The sequence below is a fragment of the Cryobacterium suzukii genome, assembly GCF_004403185.1.
GTDB lineage: Bacteria > Actinomycetota > Actinomycetes > Actinomycetales > Microbacteriaceae > Cryobacterium > Cryobacterium suzukii.
In genome coordinates, this window is record NZ_SOHJ01000011.1 from 163,108 (window position 1) to 180,754 (window position 17,647).

Consider the following 17,647-nt stretch of genomic DNA (forward strand, 5'->3'; position numbering starts at 1 on the left):
CAGTCAGCGAGCGGGCGCCAAGGTGTCCTCCAACATGTGCGGACGCCCGATCACCGCGCCGGCGATGACGATGACCAGCGCGGTGGCCAGTAGAAAAATGAGCGGCCAGGTCCACCCGCCGCTGAGTTCATGCAGCAGGCCAAAGACCAGCGGCCCGAGCGCTCCCAGGGTGTAGCCGATGCTCTGCACGAAGCTGCTGAGGGCCACTGCACCGTCGTGAGTACGAGTGCGCAGGTTGATGAGCACGAGTGCGAGCGGAAAGAACAACGGCCCGAGCCCAGCGAGGCTGACCCAGAGCCAGGTCAGAGTTTCCGGTGCGAACAACAGCCCGAGGTCACCGGCTATAAACGCGAACACACCGACGTAGACGAGGGGCCCGACGTTGGTCATGCGAGCGGTGAGGGCCGGAATGATCAGTGCGCACGGAATGCCCATGCCGGCATAGACCGCCAGAAGCGTTCCTGCCTGGGCGGGACTAACGCCGGCGGTGTCAACGAGCAGCTGCGGCAGCCAGGCGAACATGGCATAGGCGTTAAGCGACGAGGTCGCGAACACGCCCGCGATAGCCCAGGCAATTGGCGTTTTCCAGAGGCGCCCGAGGATGGTGGCGTCGGCCTCGTCGACGATCGGGCTGGGCGTTCGGGCGCGGTGGCGCACCAGCATGGTGATCCAGGGCACCAGGGCGAGCAGGGCGAGAAGCATCCACATGCCGAGCGAGATGCGCCAACCGGCGGCATCCGCTACTGGAACCGCAATCAGTGGCGGTACCAGGGTACTCAGGGACACCACGGTGACGTAGAGGCTCGTCACGAGCCCGACCCGGTCTGGAAAGTACTTCTTGACCAGCGGAGGCAGCAGCACGTTGCCAATGCCGAGTCCGGCGAAAGCGATGACGCTGCCGATGATGAGCATGGTGATCGAGCCGGACAGGCCACGGGTGACGTGACCGAGCAGGATCGCCACGAGGGCCAGCACGAGCGGTGCTTCGAGGCCGTGACGGCGGGTGATCATGGGGGTGAAGATGCCGAACACGGCGAAGCACACCGGTGGGAGCATACCGAGCACCCCGAGCGACGCCGAGCCGAGGGGAACGTCGACGCTGATTTCGGTCACGATCGGCGAGAGGGCGGCGACGGCGGTGCGCAGGTTTGCCGCGACCAGGATTATGCCCAGGAGGGCGAGGCCGCGTCCCGACCACAATCGGCGGGACACGGCGGTATTCACTTAGATAGTCTACGGCCGAGCCGCGGCACGTTCCCGCTGCACGTCGGCGGCCAGATCTTTCAGGTCGTCCCAGCGCCCGGCGGCAACGAGGCCGGGCAGTATCAACGCCCACATTTCGGTCAGTCGCTGGTCGATGTCACCGCGCCCGGTCAGCACGTCAGAGACCACCTGAACCCCCGTGAAACCGGCGGTGAAAAACCGTGCAGCGGCCGGCACATCGACCGTTGGCGCTACATCTCCGTCGGCGATCCCCCGACGCAAAAATTCCTCGCAGGCGGCCATCCAGTCCCGGTAGGGCGCGGAAACCGGCGTCGAGAAGTTCACGGCCTCGATGGTCAGGCGCACACCGGCGCTGACGACCTGATCATCGCGCAGTTGGCGAGCCAGCTCGTAGGACATGGAAACGAGGGCACGCAGGCCCGGCATGTTGTCGTCGAGCAGCTGACGACCGGCATTGACCGATTTCTCGTGCTGAACTCCGATTATGGCTACCGCGAGGGCTTCCTTGGAGTCGAAGTGAAAGTACAGTGCTCCCTTGGTCACCCCGGCAGCAGCACTCACCTGCGCGAGCGACGTGCTCCCGTACCCGCGCTGCTCAAAGGCTTCCGCGGCGCCCCGAATAATCGCCGCCCGCGTTTCTATCGCTCGTGCTTGTTGTGACATGGAACCCCCGAGAAAATATTGGTGTGCCCAGCGTACCCGGGCAACCTGCCCCCGATGGGATGCCCCCCGAAACCGCTACCGCCCGTGCGGTGGCGACTAGCGCGAGCTTTCGCGGCCCAGAATTACCCGAACCCGTGCAACGTCATCGCGGATCTGCTCGATCAGCGGATCGATCCCCGAGTAAGCGACCATGCCGCGGATCCGTTCTACGAACGCTACATCCACGGCGTGATCGTAGAGATCTAGATCGACCTCGTCGAGCACGTACGCTTCGACCTGCTTCTGGGCCACGCCGTCGAAGGTGGGATTATTGCCCACCGAAATTGCTGCCGGGTAGCGCGATCCGGCATCGCTCAACCAGCCGGCATAGACGCCGTCGGCGGGGATCAGGCCGTCGGAGTCTGCCGACAGGTTGGCGGTGGGAAACCCCAGCTCGCGGCCACGCGCGGCACCGTGCACGACGACGCCGCGCACGGTTGGCAGGTGGCCGAGCAACCGGCCGGCCTCGGCCACCGCGCCGTTACCGAGCAGCTCGCGGATCCAGGTAGATGACACCCGGCGTTGCCCGTCTGGCTTCACATCGTCAATCAGGCTCACCTCGTAGCCGAACTCGGCGCCGAGGTCACGGAGCAGGGCGACATCGCCGGCGCCCCCCGCCCCGAAGCGAAAGTCACGACCGACCAGCACAAACCGGGCGTGTAGCGCGGTGACCAAAATGCGTTCGATGAATTCACGCGGCGGCAGGCTGGAGAGAGCGTGGTTGAACTCGAGCAGCAACGTTGCATCGACGCCGGTCTCGGCGATCAGGTTGAGTTTCTGCTGGGCGCTGACCAGCGTGCTCGGGCAGTTGGCCGGAGAGAGCAGGGCGAGCGGATGCCGGTCAAACGTGACAACGACGGCCGCGAGTTGTTCTCGCTCGGCGATGGCCTTGAGCTCGGCGATCACTGCCCGGTGCCCGGCGTGCACGCCGTCGAACTTTCCGATACTGACGGCCGAGGCGGGCCAGGCGCTCGGTACCGAGTCGATGCCGTACAGGGTTTTCATGCGCGGCCCTCTGGCAGCTCGGGGCCGGCGGCCACCGACACCGGGTGGCGTGCGAGCCACCACATGCCAAGAAGCGGCAGCACGAGGGGAACGAAACCGTAGCCCTGGCCGAAGACCGACCAGACCGTTTTATGTTGGAACAGCGCAGGGTCGACCAGGCTCAACGTTCCGACAACGAGCACGCCGAGCAGTTCGAAGCTGATCGTGATCCAGGCAATGCGATACCAGCGTGGGCTGCGCTTGATCAGTGCAACCGTTGCGACGATGTAGACGACAGCGGCGAGGGCCGACAGTGAGTATGCGAGCGGGGCGTCCACAAACTCGGACGCAATCTGAACGAATGAACGCCCGGTGGCCGCGAGGGCCAGCACCCCGTAGACAACAATGAGGAGTCGGCCAATGCCACTCACCCGGCGGGAGGGGGCGGGCTTTTCGGTCTTGGATTTTGTCATTGCTCGGCATTCATCTGGTTCAGTAATTATTGCAGCATCCGCAACGAGCCCGGAACCGCGTCAGCTGCCCTGCACGTTCCAGATCTGGTTCATGCGGTAGAGCATGACGGCGACCGAAAGGCTGCTCACCCCGAGAATGACCGTGCTCCAGCGGCTACGTTCCACCAGCGCCCAGAATCCGGCCACGACCGGTAGCGCAATGGCGCTGACCAGGTAGGTGTAGAACTCGAGCAGGCTGCCGGTGGCATCGTTGCCGGCCAGCGGCGCCGCGATCGCGGCCGCGAGCTGCACGATCAGCAGCAACTCCACGAGTGCGGTCGCGCCCATGGTGAGGTCGGTGGGTTTGCGCCCGGCGAGGCCCAGAATAACGCAGAGCACTCCGCCGGGCACGGCGATGGCCAGTTGCAGCCAGGTGAACCATTCGATCATGGGGTGGGTGTCGATTCGCTGGCGTCTACTGTGTCGGGTTCATCTGGCGCGAAGTTCAGCAGCGACTTGGCCTGGTCGCCGCGATATTCGACCAGTCCGACCAGTCGACCGTCGGGAGCGATCGCGGCGACCGGTCCGGTGCGGGTGGGGTCTCTGTCGATGGTGATGCGCTTGCCGTGGCCGAGGTCAATGGCCTCTTCTCTCGACAGATCGAGGCGTGGGAGCAGGCGGGTGGCGGCATCCGCCGGCGAAATGAGCTGGGCGACGACGTCGATTTGCTCGAGGGTGGCGGCGTTTTCGATGCGGAACGGGCCGATGCGGGTGCGGCGAAGCGCCGTGAGGTGTCCGCCGACGCCGAGCGCTCTGCCCAGGTCGCGTGCCAGGGCGCGAATGTAGGTGCCGGAGGTGCACTCGACGCGTACCTCGAGGTCGAGAAAACCGTCTCCGTGCGTGCTTGAGCGCAGTTCGAACTCGCTCACGGTCACCGGGCGATACGGTAATTGCACATCTTCGCCCGCGCGCACTCGGGCGTAGGCGCGTTTGCCGTCGACCTTGATGGCGCTGACCGCGCTCGGCTGTTGGCTGATCTCGCCGGTGAGGTCCATGATGCCGGCTGCAACGGCCGCGGCACTGAGAGCGGTGACCTGCTCGGCGGTCGCGCGGGTGAGTTCGTCGCCCTCCGCATCATCCGTTGTGGTGGACTGGCCTAGTCGGATGGTCGCGAGGTATTCCTTGTCGAGCCCGACGACGTAGGTGAGCAGCCGGGTCGAACTGTCGATACCGAGTACGAGCAGCCCGGTGGCCATGGGGTCGAGAGTGCCGGCGTGGCCGACCTTGCGGGTGCCGGCCAGACGCCGGGTTCGGGCGACAGCGTCATGGCTGGTCCAGCCCTGCGCCTTGTCGATGAGTAAAAGGCCGCTGGTCACTAGCTGAGGCTATCAGCGTGAGGCTGGGGGCACGGTGCGAATCGCACGGCCGGCCCCGGCCCGTAGTATGTGAGCCGTGAGAATCGCGGTGATTGGCGCTGGCGCCCTGGGCAGCACGTTCGCCTGCCTGCTCGCTGAGCAGGGGCACGATCTGGTGGTGACCATGCGCGGGGCCGCGCTGCCGGCAGTGCTGGCCGATGGTATCCGTTTGGCGGGTGGCTACGGTGATTTGTTCGCGCGGCCGCAGGCCGTTGAACGATTGGTCGAACCGTGCGACCTGGCGCTGATCTGCACCAAGGCACAGGATGCTTCGGCGGCGATTGCCGAGAATGCCGCTGTGCTCGACGGCACCCCCGTAATCGTCGTGCAGAACGGGCTCGACGGGGTCACTACGGCCGAGCATCTGCTGCCGCAGTCAGAATGTTTCGGACTAATCACGATCATTGCCGCCCACTATGAAGGGCCGGGCCGGGTACGCGTGACGACGGCGGCGCCCAGCTATCTCGGCCGCCGCGACGGCCCGGTCGATGCGGCGACCCGGCGATGGCAGGGGGTTCTTGACGCCGCAGTCCCCACGCGCGTCCTCGATAACTTCATCGGCGCCCAGTGGACCAAACTCGTCGTCAATATGCTCAACGCCTTGCCCGCCATCACCGGGCTCAGCGTGCAGGAGGTGATCGGGCGGGCGGACCTTCGCCGGTTGATGACCCGGAGCATGCGCGAAACCGTGCGGGTCGGCCTCGCCAGCGGGGTTCGGTTTGGCACGTTGCAGGGCCTGTCGCACCGGCGGCTGCGTGCGTTTGCGGTCGCGCCGCTCTGGGCCGGCCAGGTATTGCCACTATCGATGCGTGCACGTATGGGAACGGTGCCGAACCAGGGTTCGACCCTGCAAAGCCTCGCGCGCGGTCAACGGACCGAGATTGATTTTCTCAACGGAGCGGTGGTGCGCGCCGCAGCCGAAGCGGGCGTGACCGCGCCGGTCAACGCGCTGCTGACCGAACTCGTGCACGAGGCCGAGCAGAGCTGTCGGTTTCTGACCCCGGCTGAGGTCCTGGCCCGATTCCGGTAAACGCCCGGCAGCATCCGGTCAGCAGCGATCCGTCAACACGCGGCGCGGAGCCGCCGGGTCGGTCGTGTCGACCACAGCCGACACGACGTCCCGCGGATGCACTTCGGCGAGGTACCGCAGATCAGAATCGTTCACCGGAGCGCCTTCCAGCAGCACGCTGTACAGCCAGAGTCCGTGCAGTTCGGGCCGGTTGATGTAGTCGCCGTCGATGATCAGGATGGCGTCGGCGGGAGCGGTCTGCCAGGTGGGTTCAATCCAGGTATCCCGATCGGGATCGAACTGTTCGGTGACGAAGCCGGTGCTGCCGCCCATGCGGAAGGGCTCGACGAGTACCCGGCGAAGCGCCGAGTAGTCGTAGCCAACCCGGTAGCGATGATCCGGTGTGTCGGGCGCTAATCGGTGCCGTTCGGCTCGGGAGTGCTGAAAATAGCGCAGGCTGGCCCGGAATACGTGCAGTTCACCTTCCCGGAACACCGCGGCCAGGTCGTCGCTGAAGGCGGCGCGACCACCGGCATCCGGTCCGTCGATGGCAATGATGGTGCGGCCTCGGGCGTAGTTGTGCAGGATCTCGGCGGCGAGGGTGCGCAGAAATTCGATGCGCGGTGTGGAAACCAGCTTCATGAATCGAGCCTAGGTTAGAACGGATGAACGTCACACCCTTGATTCCCGCCAGGAGCGGCATCAGCGCCGCGCTCAATGCCTGGTTCGTCGCAAATGCCCGCGACCTGCCATGGCGGCGCGACGGATTCGGAGCCTGGGGCATTCTGGTGAGTGAGTTCATGTTGCAGCAGACTCCGGTGAACCGCGTCATTCCCCGGCTTGAGGAGTGGCTGGCGCGCTGGCCCACGCCGGCTGCTCTGGCCGCGGTACCGCCGAGCGAGGCGGTGCGGGCCTGGTCCAGCCTCGGCTACCCGAGGCGCGCGCTCTGGCTGCATGCCGCGGCCGTGCAGATCACCGAGCTGCACGGGGGTGTCGTTCCCTCCGACATTGACGAGCTGCTGGCCCTGACCGGCATCGGGGATTACACCGCGCGGGCGGTGGCCGCGTTTGCGTACGGCCATCGGCATCCGGTCGTCGACACGAACACGCGACGGGTGATCGCCCGTGCGATCGCCGGAGCCGGCCAGCCTTCGCCGCCCAGTCGTGGCCGCGACCTTGATGCGATGAGCGCGTTACTGCCGCAGAGCGTGCAGGAAGCGGCACTGTTCAACGCCGCGATCATGGAGCTCGGCGCGGTGGTCTGCACCAGCCGCAGCCCCCACTGCGAGGTATGCCCAATCCGAAATGAATGCGCCTGGCGAGCCGCCGACTACCCCGAGTACACCGGTGCCCGCAAGACGGTGCAGAAGAAATTTGAGGGTAGCGACCGGCAGGTGCGCGGCCTGATCATGGCGGAGCTGCGCTCCACTCACCGTTCGGTGACGAATGCCGAGATCACCACACTATGGCCGGATCCGGCCCAATTGCGGCGCGCGCTGGCCAGTCTCGTGGCCGACGGTCTGGCGATCCCGGTGCAGGATGGCTACACCCTGGCGGACTAGCCGCCCCGGCTGCGCCGCGTACGATTGACCGGTGACTTCTTTCGCTGCCGATGCCCAGTATTCAGCACTTCTTCGCGACACCCTCGAGAACGGCGCGCGAAAGGCCGACCGCACCGGAACCGGCACTCGCAGCGTATTCGGCCGCCAACTGCGCTTCGATCTGGCCGCCGGTTTTCCGCTCGTCACCACCAAACGAGTGCACTTCGCGTCGATCGCCTACGAACTGCTCTGGTTTCTGCGAGGCGACTCCAACGTCACGTGGCTGCAGGAAAAGGGCGTTCGCATCTGGAACGAGTGGGCAGACGAAGACGGAGAACTCGGCCCGGTCTACGGGGTGCAGTGGCGCTCCTGGCCCACCGCGGACGGAGAGGCCATCGACCAGATCAGCGAAGTGCTCAAAACCCTCCGCACCGACCCGGACTCACGGCGCATGATCGTCTCAAGCTGGAACGTGGCCGACCTCTCGAAAATGGCGCTCGCCCCCTGCCACGCCCTGTTCCAGTTCTATGTTGCCGACGGCAAGCTTTCCTGCCAGCTGTACCAACGCAGCGCCGATCTGTTTTTGGGCGTGCCGTTCAACATCGCCAGCTACGCCCTGCTCACCCAGCTCGTCGCCGAACAGGCCGGCCTTGAGCTCGGCGAGTTCGTCTGGACCGGTGGGGACTGCCACATCTACGACAATCATGTCGAGCAGGTCACCGAGCAACTCTCCCGCACGCCGTTCCCGTCTCCCACCCTGCGCGTCAAGCCGGGTCGGGACAGCCTGTTCGACTACGAATTCGACGACCTCGTGCTCGAGAACTATCAGCACCATCCCGCTATCAAGGGCGCGGTCGCGGTATGAAACTGGGCCTGATCTGGGCGCAGACGGTGAATGGCGTCATCGGGGCTGACGGCGTCATGCCCTGGCACCTGCCGGAAGACCTCGCCCATTTTCGTACCGTCACCCTGGGCGGCGCCGTCATCATGGGACGACGCACCTGGGATTCGCTTCCGGAGCGTTATCGCCCCCTGCCGGGTCGGCAGAACGTCGTGATCACCCGGCAGCAGGGCTGGGCCGCGGAGGGAACATCCATTGCGCACAGCCTCGATGACGCCCGCGCGCTGATCGAGGGGCCGGTGTGGGTAATCGGTGGTGGCGAGATCTATCGTCTCGCCCTACCCCTCGCCGACACGCTCGAGGTGACCGAGATCGACGCCGAGATCGCCGGCGATACCCATGCGCCCGCTCTCGACGCCGCCTGGGCCCGGGTCAGCACAGATCCGGAAAACGGATGGTTCAGCTCGAGTACCGCGCTCCCCTACCGTTTCACACGCTACGAGCGGTCTCCCGGCATCCGCTAGCCGGCCCCACCCGGTAAACCGACGCCTAATTGGACGGGGCCTGGGCCCGGGCCTCGGGCCCAGTTTATAACCTGGGCCCAGGGACGGGGCCCGGGCCCCGTCCGGAGTGGTGCGGCACGCTAGTGCTTCGGGGTGCTTTCGGCGCCAGGCTCGACGTCGTCGTCGTCTTCTTCTTGTTCGAGGTCGTATTCGCGCGGCTTCTTGTACGGGTCTGCTTCGCCGGCGTACGTGGCCGCGCCCTTGCCGTCTTCGGTCGCGGTATCGCGGTCGTGTGCCTCACGCAGCAGGTCGTCGATCAACGCCGCGTTCTCGGGGATGCCATCGGCGATGAACTCGATAGACGGAGTGAGTCGGGCGGTGATGTTCTTGCCGACCTCGCTGCGCATGAGGCCGGTTGCGGCCTTCAGGGCGGCTGCGCTGTCGGTGCGCTCCTCGATCGAACCGTAGACGGTGTAGAACACCGAGGCGTGCTGGAGATCGCCGGTCACCTTCACGTCGGTGATGGTCACGAACCCGAGCCTTGGATCGCGCAGGCCGCGTTCCAGTCGCTTGGCGATGATGACCTTAATGCGGTCCGCCATCTTTCTGGCGCGTTCCGGATCTGCCATGACTCACTCCTTATTAGCGGGCGTCGAAGCGCCCGGTCGTTCTGTACTTTTTCACCGTATTAAACGGATGCGCCCTGCCCGCTAAGGGCCGGAGCAAATTTCCCACGCAGTTAATATGCACAGCAGGGAATCGGGGTAGGGTCCCCGCTCTTTCCTTTTCGGGGGAAAAATTGCGGAGACCCGACCCAATGCGGAAGTCGGACTTCGTGAGAAGTCCGACTTCCAACAAGCCAAACGTTAGACGCGCGGCTTTTCCTTCATTTCGATGGTCTCAATCTCATCGCCAATCCGGATGTCGTTGAACTTGCCCAGTCCGATACCACACTCGAAGTCCGTGCGGACCTCGGTGACATCGTCCTTGAAGCGGCGCAGCGACTCGATGCCCAGGTTGTCCCCCACCACGATGCCCTCGCGAATAACGCGAGCCTTGGCATTTCGGGTGATGGTACCGGAGCGCACGATGACACCGGCGACGTTTCCGAACTTCGACGAGCTGAAGACCTCGCGAATTTCGGCGACACCACTCTGGATCTCTTCGTACTCGGGCTTGAGCATTCCCTTGAGGGAATTCTCGATGTCCTCGAGGGCGGAGTAGATGACGGAGTAGAACCGCACGTCGACGCCTTCGCGAGCGGCACGCTCGCGGGCCTTCGTGTCTGGACGAACGTTGAACCCAATGATGATGGCGTTGTCGACGGTGGCGAGGTTGACGTCGCTCTCCGTGACCGCACCGACACCACGGTGGATGATGCGCAGCTGAACCGAATCGTCGACCTCGATCTTGAGCAGCGACTCTTCCAGCGCCTCAACGGCACCGGAAACGTCACCCTTGATGATGAGGTTGAGCGACTCGACCTTGCCCTCTTCGAGGGCACGGGTGAAGTCTTCGAGGCTGATGCGCTTGCGCGCCTTGGCCAGCAGAGCGTTGCGCTCGGCGGCTTCACGCTTCTCGGCGATCTGACGGGCGGTGCGGTCTTCCTCGATGACGAGGAAGGTGTCGCCGGCGCGGGGAACGCTCGACAGACCCTGCACCTGAACCGCGCGGGACGGTGTGGCGGCAAGAACGGCGACGCCGTTCTCGTCGGCCATCGCACGAACGCGGCCATAAGCCGTTCCGGCGACGATGGAGTCTCCCACGTGCAGCGTTCCGGACTGGATGAGAACGGTTGCCACCGCGCCGCGGCCCTTGTCGAGGCGGGCCTCTATGGCAACACCACGGGCATCCTTGTTCGGGTTGGAGCGCATGTCGAGTCCGGCATCGGCGACCAGGAGCACGGCGTCAAGGATTTCCTGGATGCCGGTCTTGTTCTTGGCCGATACGTCGACGAACATGACGTCTCCGCCGTACTCTTCGGCGACGAGGCCGAATTCGGTGAGCTGCTGACGCACCTTCTGCGGGTTCGCGCCGGGCTTGTCGATCTTGTTCACTGCAACCACGATTGGCACGTTGGCGGCCTGGGCGTGGTTGAGCGCTTCAATGGTCTGCGGCATGATGCCGTCATCGGCAGCGACCACGAGAATGGCGATGTCAGTGACCTGCGCACCACGAGCACGCATGGCGGTGAACGCCTCGTGGCCCGGTGTGTCGATGAAGGTCATCGCGCGATCAATACCCTCGTGCTCGGTGATGATCTGGTAGGCACCAATGTGCTGCGTGATTCCACCGGCTTCACCCTCGGCGACCTTGGCGTTACGGATCGCGTCAAGAAGCGCGGTCTTACCGTGGTCGACGTGACCCATGACGGTGACGACGGGAGGACGAATCTCGAGGTCCTCGTCGGTTTCGTCTTCGAGTTCCTGGTCGATGTCGATGTCGAACGCGAGCAGCAGCTCACGGTCTTCGTCATCGGGAGAGACCATCTGAATTTTGTAGCCGAGCTCGCTGCCGAGCACATCGAACGTCGCCTCGTCGAGGGACTCCGTTGCCGTGGCCATTTCACCGAGGTGGAACAGCACGGTAACGAGGTTTCCAGGACTCGCGTCGATCTTGTCGGCGAAGTCCGTGATGGACGCTCCGCGACGAAGACGAACAACGGTTCCACCGTCACCGCGGGGTACGGATACTCCACCCAGCGACGGGGCCTCGCGCAGCTCGAACTCTGCTCTCTTCGTGCGCTTCGACTTGCGCGCCTTGTTCTTGCCGCCACCGCGACCGAACGCACCAGCGGTACCACCGCCGGGGCCGCGACCGCGACCGGCTCCACCGCCACCACCGGCAGGGCGAGGCGGGCCGAAGCCGGGGGCTCCGGCCGGAGCACCTGGACGAGTGAATCCGGGACGTGCTGCGCCGGCTCCACCCGGAGCGCCACCAGGGCGCTGGAAAGCGCCTGGACGCTGGCCGAAGCCGGTCGGGCGTGCAGCCTGGCCGGGTCCGCCGGGGCGCGGGGCGCCCGGGCGAGGTGCGGGAGGACGCGGAATGTTGCTCGGGGTAGGTGTGGCGGGACGCTGGCCCATGCCCTGCGCACTCGCGAACGGGTTGTTACCCGGACGCGGCGGCTGGGCGGGACGCTGACCCATGCCCTGATTGCTGGCGAACGGGTTATTGCCCGGTCGTGCTGCTCCGGGGCGAGGCATGCCAGGCTTGACCGGCGTAGCCGATCCTTCCGTGGTCTTCGCTTCGGGGGTACCTGTGCTCGGCTCGTCGGCCGCAGCAACCTTCTCGGCGGCTGCAGCCTTCTCGGCAGCAGCGGCCTTCTCAGCAGCCTGGGCCTGGCGCTCGGCAACGGTGAGCGGCGCGACCGGAACGGGCGCGGCATCCATTGTCGGAGCAGACTCGGCTGGCGCAGGGGCAACCGCTTCGGCTGGCGGCTTGGGGCCGGGACGAGCGCCCGGCTTGGCGCCGTGGCTCGGTCGCGCGGGTGTTGCCGTCGTAGAGGCGGCGGCTGCTTCACCGGCGGCGGGCGCTGGCGTTGCAGCCTTGGCAGCGGTACTGGCCGCTTCGAGAGCGGCACGAAGGCGACGTGCTACTGGCGGTTCAACGCTGGAAGACGGTCCTTTGACGAACTCGCCCATTTCTTTCAATTTAGCAAGGACATCCTTGCTTTCGAGTCCGAGTTCGGTAGCGATCTCGTGCACGCGTGGTTTCGCAGCCACAATTCTCCTGTTCCGGGTCTGCACCCGGAAAGGGGCAGACCGTTAGTAACGGACGGGTCTCATTTCGAGCCGCTCATTAGTTATCCATAAGCCAATTCAGCCTGTTCTCTAGTTGTTTCGCGTCCAGTGACCTGGTCACGCGAAAAGCACGCCCGAAAGCGTGTCGCCTTACGGCATCCTGAAAGCACGCTTCACGGGCGTGCAGCCACGCACCTCTACCGGGGATTGTGGCGGTTTCATCCACCACAATTTCTGATTTCCCAGCAACGATCCGCAAAAGTGAGGATCGAGGGGCGCGCGAACGGCAGCCAATACACGTTCTAACGGGTTCCATCGTACCCCCTATTCGGCATCCTCCAGAATGCTGTCCGGCTGGATGTCGATTTTCGCACCGGTCAGCTTGGCCGCGAGGCGAGCATTCTGGCCCTCCTTGCCGATCGCGAGCGACAGCTGGTAGTCGGGAACGAGGGCACGCACAGCCTTGATCGACTCGTCAATCACGTAGGCGCTGGTCACCTTGGCCGGCGACAGGGCGCTCGCGACGAAGGTTGCGAGGTCGGGCGAGAAGTCGACGATGTCGATCTTCTCGTTGTTGAGCTCAACGGTCACGGCGCGTACGCGCTGGCCGAGCTCGCCGATGCAGGCACCCTTGGCGTTGACGCCGGGCTCCGTGGCGCGCACGGCGATCTTGGTGCGGTGTCCGGCTTCGCGGGCGAGCGACACGATCTCGACGACTCCGCTGGCGATCTCGGGTACCTCAAGTGCGAACAGTTTGCGCACGAGCGAGGGATGGGTGCGCGACACGGTGATCTGCGGGCCCTTGAGTCCGCGACCAACGGCCGTCACGAACACGCGAATGCGTGCGCCGTGCACGTAGCTTTCGGTGGGCACCTGCTCCTCGGGGGGCATGATCGCTTCGATCGTGCCGAGGTCGACGTGGATCATTCGAGGGTTTGGGCCCTGCTGAATGATTCCGGCGACGATGTCACCCTCGCGGCCCTTGAATTCGCCGAGCACAGCGTCATCGGCCAGGTCGCGCAGACGCTGGTTGATGACCTGCTTGGCGGCGAAGGCGGCGATGCGACCGAAGTCGGTGGGGTTGTCGACGGCTTCGCCGATGACGTTGCCCTCGTCGTCGTGCTCGGGAATGTAGATGTCGACGTGTCCGGTCTTGCGGTCGAGAACGACGCGCGCTTCCGGCACTTCTTGGATGTCATGCTTGGCGTCGGCAATTTTCGACGCTTCAAGCTTGGTCACATCCTGCTGGATGTGCTTGACGTAGGCGGTCAGAATCGCCTGTTCAATGATTTGTACGAGTTCCTCAAAGGGAATCTCTTTTTCGCGCTCCAGTAGCCGCAAAACACTGAGGTCGATGTCCATGGCCGGCCTCCTCTATTCAGATCTTGCCGCCGCGAAACCGCGCAGCGGGCTGGATACTACGGTACCCGAATCTGCGGCGGCCCGTCACCCACTGCTCGGGCTGGGCACGTTCCGCGCTGGTTCGCTACAGAGCGGATGCTGCCAGCTGGGCCAGCCGGCAGCATCCGCTCTCGATGAGTCGGTCAGGCGAAGTGCTTGGCAACTTCGGCGACGTCGACCTGCTCGCGGTCGCCGGTGCGCCGGTTCCACAGTTCGACGATGCCGTCGGCCGCGCCACGGCCGACGATGACGATCCACGGCACGCCGATGAGTTCGGCGTCACCGAACTTTACGCCGGGCGAGACCTTGCGGCGGTCGTCGTAAAGCACCTCACGATTGGTGGCCTCGATCGCGGCAACAACGGTCTCTGCCGTGTCGAAGACGATCTCGTCCCGGCCGGTGGCGATCACGTGCACGTCAAACGGAGTGACCGATTCGGGCCAGATCAGGCCCTTTGCGTCGTTGTTGAGTTCAGCGATGACAGCGAGGATGCGGGTGACGCCGATGCCGTACGAGCCCATCGTGACCGTGACCAGCTTGCCATTCTCGTCGAGAACCTTCAGGCCGAGCACCTCGGCATACTTGCGGCCGAGCTGAAACACGTGCCCGATTTCCATGCCACGAATGAGTTCGACCGGGCCGGAACCGTCGGGGGCCGGATCGCCGGCGCGCACATCAGAAGCTTCAACGACGTCGTCGATGGCGAAGTCACGGCCGGCGACGAGGCCGAACACGTGGCGGCCCGCTTCGTTTGCTCCGGTGATCCACTCGGTGCCGGCGACCACTCGCGGGTCGACCAGAAAACGAATACCTGTGGTCGATTTCGTGCCGAGCACGGCACCGTCCACGCCCCACGGGCCGATGTAGCCCTTGACCAGGCCGGGGTTCTTGGCGAAGTCGCCCTCGTTGGCCGCCTCCACCTCGGCGGGAGCGAATGCCACCTCGACGCGCTTGAGGTCGACCTCGCGGTCGCCGGGAACGCCGATCGCGATCAGTTCACGCGTGCCGTCCAGGCTCGTAAGGGCGAGCACGACGTTCTTCAGCGTGTCGGCTGCCGTCCACTGGCGGCCATCGGGGCGGGGGTGTTCGGCATTGGCCTTGTCGACCAGCGTCTGGATGGTCGGAGTGTTCGGGGTGTCGAAGACCTGCGCGGCGGGCAGAGCAGCGAAATCTTCGTCGGCCGGCACGAGGGTGCGGAACGCCTCGATGTTGGCCGCATAGCCACCGCTGCTGCGCACGAAGGTGTCTTCGCCAACGGGGGTGGGGTGCAGAAACTCTTCGCTCTTGGAGCCACCCATCGCGCCGGCATCCGCTTGCACGATCTCGTAGTCGAGGCCGAAGCGGGAGAAGATGCGCTCGTAGGCGTCGCGCTGCAGCTGATAGCTGACGTCAAGGCCGGCGTCGGTGTGGTCGAAGGAGTATGCGTCTTTCATGGTGAACTCGCGGCCGCGCAGAAGTCCGCCACGCGAGCGAGCCTCATCCCGGTACTTGTCCTGAATCTGATAGATCGACAGCGGCAGGTCTTTGTAGCTGCTGTACAGGTCTTTGACGAGCAGCGCGAAGACCTCTTCGTGGGTCGGCGCGAGCAGCATGTCGGAGCCCTTGCGGTCCTTCAGGCGAAAAAGCCCGTCGCCGTATTCGTCCCAACGACCGGTCAGCTCGTAGGGTTCGCGCGGCAGCAGGGCCGGAAAGTGCACCTCGTGGGCGCCAGCGGCGGTCATCTCCTCACGGATGATGCGCTCCACTTTGGCCTTCACCCGCAGGCCGAGCGGCAGCCAGGCAAAAATACCCGGGGCCTGTCGGCGGATGTAGCCGGCCCGCACGAGCAGGCGGTGACTGGTCACCTCGGCGTCGGAGGGGTCTTCGCGGAGAGTACGGAGAAAGTAGTTGGAGAGACGTGTAGGCACCCGTCTACCTTACGCGGGCGCCGCCAGCCACTCCCCCACGGACCGTGCAGCCGCTGCGTCAGCCGACCTCGCTCAGGGTGCGCTCAATTGCGGCCAGGCGCGTATCCATTGCGGTGAGCCTAGATAGCAACGCGGCGTTGGTCTCGTTGCTCCGTGCCAACGCCTCTCGGACCGCAGGCGAACCCTCGTTATCGCGGCGACGAGATTTGAAGTACTGATTGAAAATTGCGTAAGTGATTCCGCCGATGATAGCGACGATTGGGACGAGATACGCGAAGTCAAAATTCATGGTTTTCCCCTTTTTGCTTGTTTACCGTGGCGGTTGCTACGGCATCGGCGATGGTGTCGATGGTCACGGTGATTGAAAATGGGGCCAGCGCGACGTGCTTGAGTGCGGTTCCCTCTGGGGAGAGTTCGAGTGACGTGGTGACGAATCCGCTCGCTTCGAGTTTGGCCAGATGCATGTAGAGCAGCGCCCGCGACATTCCAACGCGCCTGGCCAGCTCGCTGACGTGCACGCGCCCGCCCTGCAACTCGGCGAGGATCAGCATCCGCTGCGGGCTGGCGACCGCCGCGAGGGTCGCGCTGAGCTGTTCCACATTCATATCAACGCCTCCTGACGGGTGTAAGTATATTATTACACCCGCAAGTAAAGCAATGCCGCACACTGCAAAAGCGGGCAACCGGTTGCTTCGGGGTGCTGAAGTAACCGGTTACCCGCTTTCGCGGATCGAGAGATGCTACGGCACCAATTAGTTACTTCGCGCCGACGGAGACCGTGGGGCTGCCGAGTGCGGCAGCGGGCATCTCTGCGGCGAGACGGTTGGCCTCTTCGATGAGTGTCGCTACGATCTCGGACTCTGGCACGGTTTTGATGACCTCGCCGCGCACGAAGATCTGGCCCTTGCCGTTGCCGCTGGCGACGCCGAGATCGGCCTCGCGGGCTTCGCCCGGTCCATTGACGACGCAACCCATGACCGCGACGCGCAGCGGCACTGTCATGCCTTCGAGCCCGTCGGTGACGTCGTTGGCGAGCTTGTAGACATCCACCTGCGCCCGGCCGCAGCTCGGGCAAGAGACGATCTCAAGCTTGCGTTCGCGCAGGTTGAGCGACTGCAGAATCTGCAGGCCCACCTTGATCTCCTCGACCGGCGGGGCACTCAGGGACACGCGAATGGTGTCACCGATCCCCTCGCCGAGCAGAATACCGAACGCTGTCGCGCTCTTGATCGTGCCCTGAAAACTAGGACCGGCCTCGGTCACGCCGAGGTGCAATGGCCAGTCTCCGCGTTCGGCGAGCAGGCGGTAGGCCTTGACCATGATCACCGGGTCGTTGTGCTTGACCGAGATTTTGAAGTCGTGAAAGTCGTGTTCCTCGAATAGGCTCGCCTCCCAGACGGCGCTCTCCACGAGGGCCTCGGGGGTGGCCTTGCCATACTTCTGCATGAGGCTCGGCTCGAGCGAGCCGGCGTTGACTCCGATGCGCAGGCTCACGCCCGCCGCCTTCGCGGCAGCAGCGATCTTGCCGACCTGGTCGTCGAACTTGCGGATGTTGCCGGGGTTGACGCGCACGGCGGCGCAGCCGGCGTCGATCGCGGCGAAGACGTAGTTCGGCTGAAAGTGGATGTCCGCGATGACCGGAATCTGACTCTTCTTCGCGATGATCGGCAGCGCTTCGGCGTCATCGCGCGTGGGCACCGCAACGCGCACAATGTCACAGCCGGTCGCCGTGAGTTCGGCGATCTGCTGGAGCGTTGCATTGATGTTCGTCGTCGGAGTCGTCGTCATCGATTGCACGCTCACTTGAGCATTGCCACCGACCAGGACCTTTCCGACCTTGATCTGACGGGATTTACGTCTGGGAGCGAGTACCTCAGGTACTTTGGGCATCCCCAAGTTGATTGCAGCCACCGTCCTAGCTTAGTTGT

19 protein-coding genes are annotated in these 17,647 nt (G+C 64.7%); 4 read left to right on the forward strand and 15 right to left on the reverse strand.

Annotation, left to right across the window (positions count from 1 at the left end):
* Window positions 1–3: 3 nt before the first annotated feature.
* The 6 genes from E3T39_RS10530 to truB all read right to left on the reverse strand — a co-directional run bounded on the left by E3T39_RS10530 (window position 4) and on the right by truB (window position 4,738).
* On the reverse strand, window positions 4–1,224 hold the full coding sequence (locus E3T39_RS10530) for an MFS transporter (RefSeq protein ID WP_134515074.1): 1,221 nt from the start codon (window positions 1,222–1,224) through the stop codon (window positions 4–6).
* A 9-nt stretch (window positions 1,225–1,233) separates the two neighbouring features.
* A complete protein-coding gene (locus E3T39_RS10535; protein WP_134515076.1) occupies window positions 1,234–1,887 on the reverse strand; it encodes a ScbR family autoregulator-binding transcription factor in 654 nt (217 codons plus the stop codon).
* A 96-nt stretch (window positions 1,888–1,983) separates the two neighbouring features.
* Window positions 1,984–2,931, reverse strand: coding sequence for a bifunctional riboflavin kinase/FAD synthetase (locus tag E3T39_RS10540; RefSeq protein WP_134515077.1), 948 nt, complete (start codon window positions 2,929–2,931; stop codon window positions 1,984–1,986).
* Window positions 2,928–3,383 carry a hypothetical protein gene (locus E3T39_RS10545; RefSeq protein WP_134515079.1) on the reverse strand — a complete coding sequence of 152 codons (456 nt, stop codon included), beginning with the start codon at window positions 3,381–3,383 and terminating at the stop codon, window positions 2,928–2,930. Before E3T39_RS10545 ends, E3T39_RS10540 begins: the two co-directional genes overlap by 4 nt.
* A 60-nt stretch (window positions 3,384–3,443) precedes the next feature.
* Entirely contained in the window at window positions 3,444–3,812 is a 369-nt protein-coding gene (locus tag E3T39_RS10550; RefSeq protein WP_134515081.1) for a hypothetical protein, read from the reverse strand.
* On the reverse strand, window positions 3,809–4,738 hold the full coding sequence (gene truB, locus E3T39_RS10555) for a tRNA pseudouridine(55) synthase TruB (protein WP_134515083.1): 930 nt from the start codon (window positions 4,736–4,738) through the stop codon (window positions 3,809–3,811). Before truB ends, E3T39_RS10550 begins: the two co-directional genes overlap by 4 nt.
* A gap of 76 nt (window positions 4,739–4,814) precedes the next feature.
* On the opposite strand from truB, the gene E3T39_RS10560 reads away from it, so the two are divergent.
* The gene (locus E3T39_RS10560) at window positions 4,815–5,807 is read left to right on the forward strand and encodes a ketopantoate reductase family protein (protein ID WP_134515085.1); all 993 of its coding nucleotides are present in this window, start codon (window positions 4,815–4,817) and stop codon (window positions 5,805–5,807) included.
* Window positions 5,808–5,825: 18 nt separating this feature from the next.
* Here the strand turns inward: E3T39_RS10560 and E3T39_RS10565 are convergent, their stop codons facing one another.
* Window positions 5,826–6,428: a nucleoside/nucleotide kinase family protein gene (locus E3T39_RS10565; RefSeq protein WP_134515087.1), complete on the reverse strand. Its 603-nt coding sequence runs from the start codon at window positions 6,426–6,428 to the stop codon at window positions 5,826–5,828.
* 23 nt (window positions 6,429–6,451) lie between these two features.
* Here E3T39_RS10565 and E3T39_RS10570 point away from each other — a divergent pair, with 23 nt between their 5' ends.
* Genes E3T39_RS10570 through E3T39_RS10580 form a run of 3 tightly spaced genes read left to right on the forward strand, consistent with a single transcriptional unit; the run spans window position 6,452 to window position 8,692 of the window.
* Complete coding sequence (locus E3T39_RS10570; RefSeq protein ID WP_134515089.1) at window positions 6,452–7,348, forward strand: HhH-GPD family protein; 897 nt, start codon at window positions 6,452–6,454, stop codon at window positions 7,346–7,348.
* 31 nt (window positions 7,349–7,379) lie between these two features.
* Window positions 7,380–8,192, forward strand: coding sequence for a thymidylate synthase (locus E3T39_RS10575; protein ID WP_134515091.1), 813 nt, complete (start codon window positions 7,380–7,382; stop codon window positions 8,190–8,192).
* A complete protein-coding gene (locus E3T39_RS10580) occupies window positions 8,189–8,692 on the forward strand; it encodes a dihydrofolate reductase (protein ID WP_134515093.1) in 504 nt (167 codons plus the stop codon). Before E3T39_RS10575 ends, E3T39_RS10580 begins: the two co-directional genes overlap by 4 nt.
* Window positions 8,693–8,811: 119 nt before the next feature.
* Here the strand turns inward: E3T39_RS10580 and rbfA are convergent, their stop codons facing one another.
* From rbfA to ispG, 8 genes are all read right to left on the reverse strand, one after another.
* Entirely contained in the window at window positions 8,812–9,300 is a 489-nt protein-coding gene (gene rbfA, locus E3T39_RS10585; protein WP_134515095.1) for a 30S ribosome-binding factor RbfA, read from the reverse strand.
* A gap of 237 nt (window positions 9,301–9,537) precedes the next feature.
* Window positions 9,538–12,393, reverse strand: a complete 2,856-nt coding sequence (gene infB, locus E3T39_RS10590; protein ID WP_134515096.1) for a translation initiation factor IF-2 — start codon at window positions 12,391–12,393, stop codon at window positions 9,538–9,540.
* Window positions 12,394–12,469: 76 nt separating this feature from the next.
* Window positions 12,470–12,727, reverse strand: coding sequence for a YlxR family protein (locus E3T39_RS10595; RefSeq protein WP_134515098.1), 258 nt, complete (start codon window positions 12,725–12,727; stop codon window positions 12,470–12,472).
* An 8-nt stretch (window positions 12,728–12,735) separates the two neighbouring features.
* Window positions 12,736–13,773: a transcription termination factor NusA gene (nusA, locus tag E3T39_RS10600; RefSeq protein WP_134515100.1), complete on the reverse strand. Its 1,038-nt coding sequence runs from the start codon at window positions 13,771–13,773 to the stop codon at window positions 12,736–12,738.
* 182 nt (window positions 13,774–13,955) lie between these two features.
* The gene (locus E3T39_RS10605) at window positions 13,956–15,719 is read right to left on the reverse strand and encodes a proline--tRNA ligase (protein ID WP_134515102.1); all 1,764 of its coding nucleotides are present in this window, start codon (window positions 15,717–15,719) and stop codon (window positions 13,956–13,958) included.
* A gap of 58 nt (window positions 15,720–15,777) precedes the next feature.
* Window positions 15,778–16,008, reverse strand: coding sequence for a hypothetical protein (locus E3T39_RS10610; RefSeq protein WP_134515104.1), 231 nt, complete (start codon window positions 16,006–16,008; stop codon window positions 15,778–15,780).
* Entirely contained in the window at window positions 15,998–16,324 is a 327-nt protein-coding gene (locus E3T39_RS10615) for an ArsR/SmtB family transcription factor (protein WP_134515105.1), read from the reverse strand. Before E3T39_RS10615 ends, E3T39_RS10610 begins: the two co-directional genes overlap by 11 nt.
* A gap of 151 nt (window positions 16,325–16,475) precedes the next feature.
* Complete coding sequence (gene ispG, locus E3T39_RS10620) at window positions 16,476–17,630, reverse strand: flavodoxin-dependent (E)-4-hydroxy-3-methylbut-2-enyl-diphosphate synthase (RefSeq protein ID WP_174845117.1); 1,155 nt, start codon at window positions 17,628–17,630, stop codon at window positions 16,476–16,478.
* Between the last annotated feature and the right edge of the window lie 17 nt (window positions 17,631–17,647).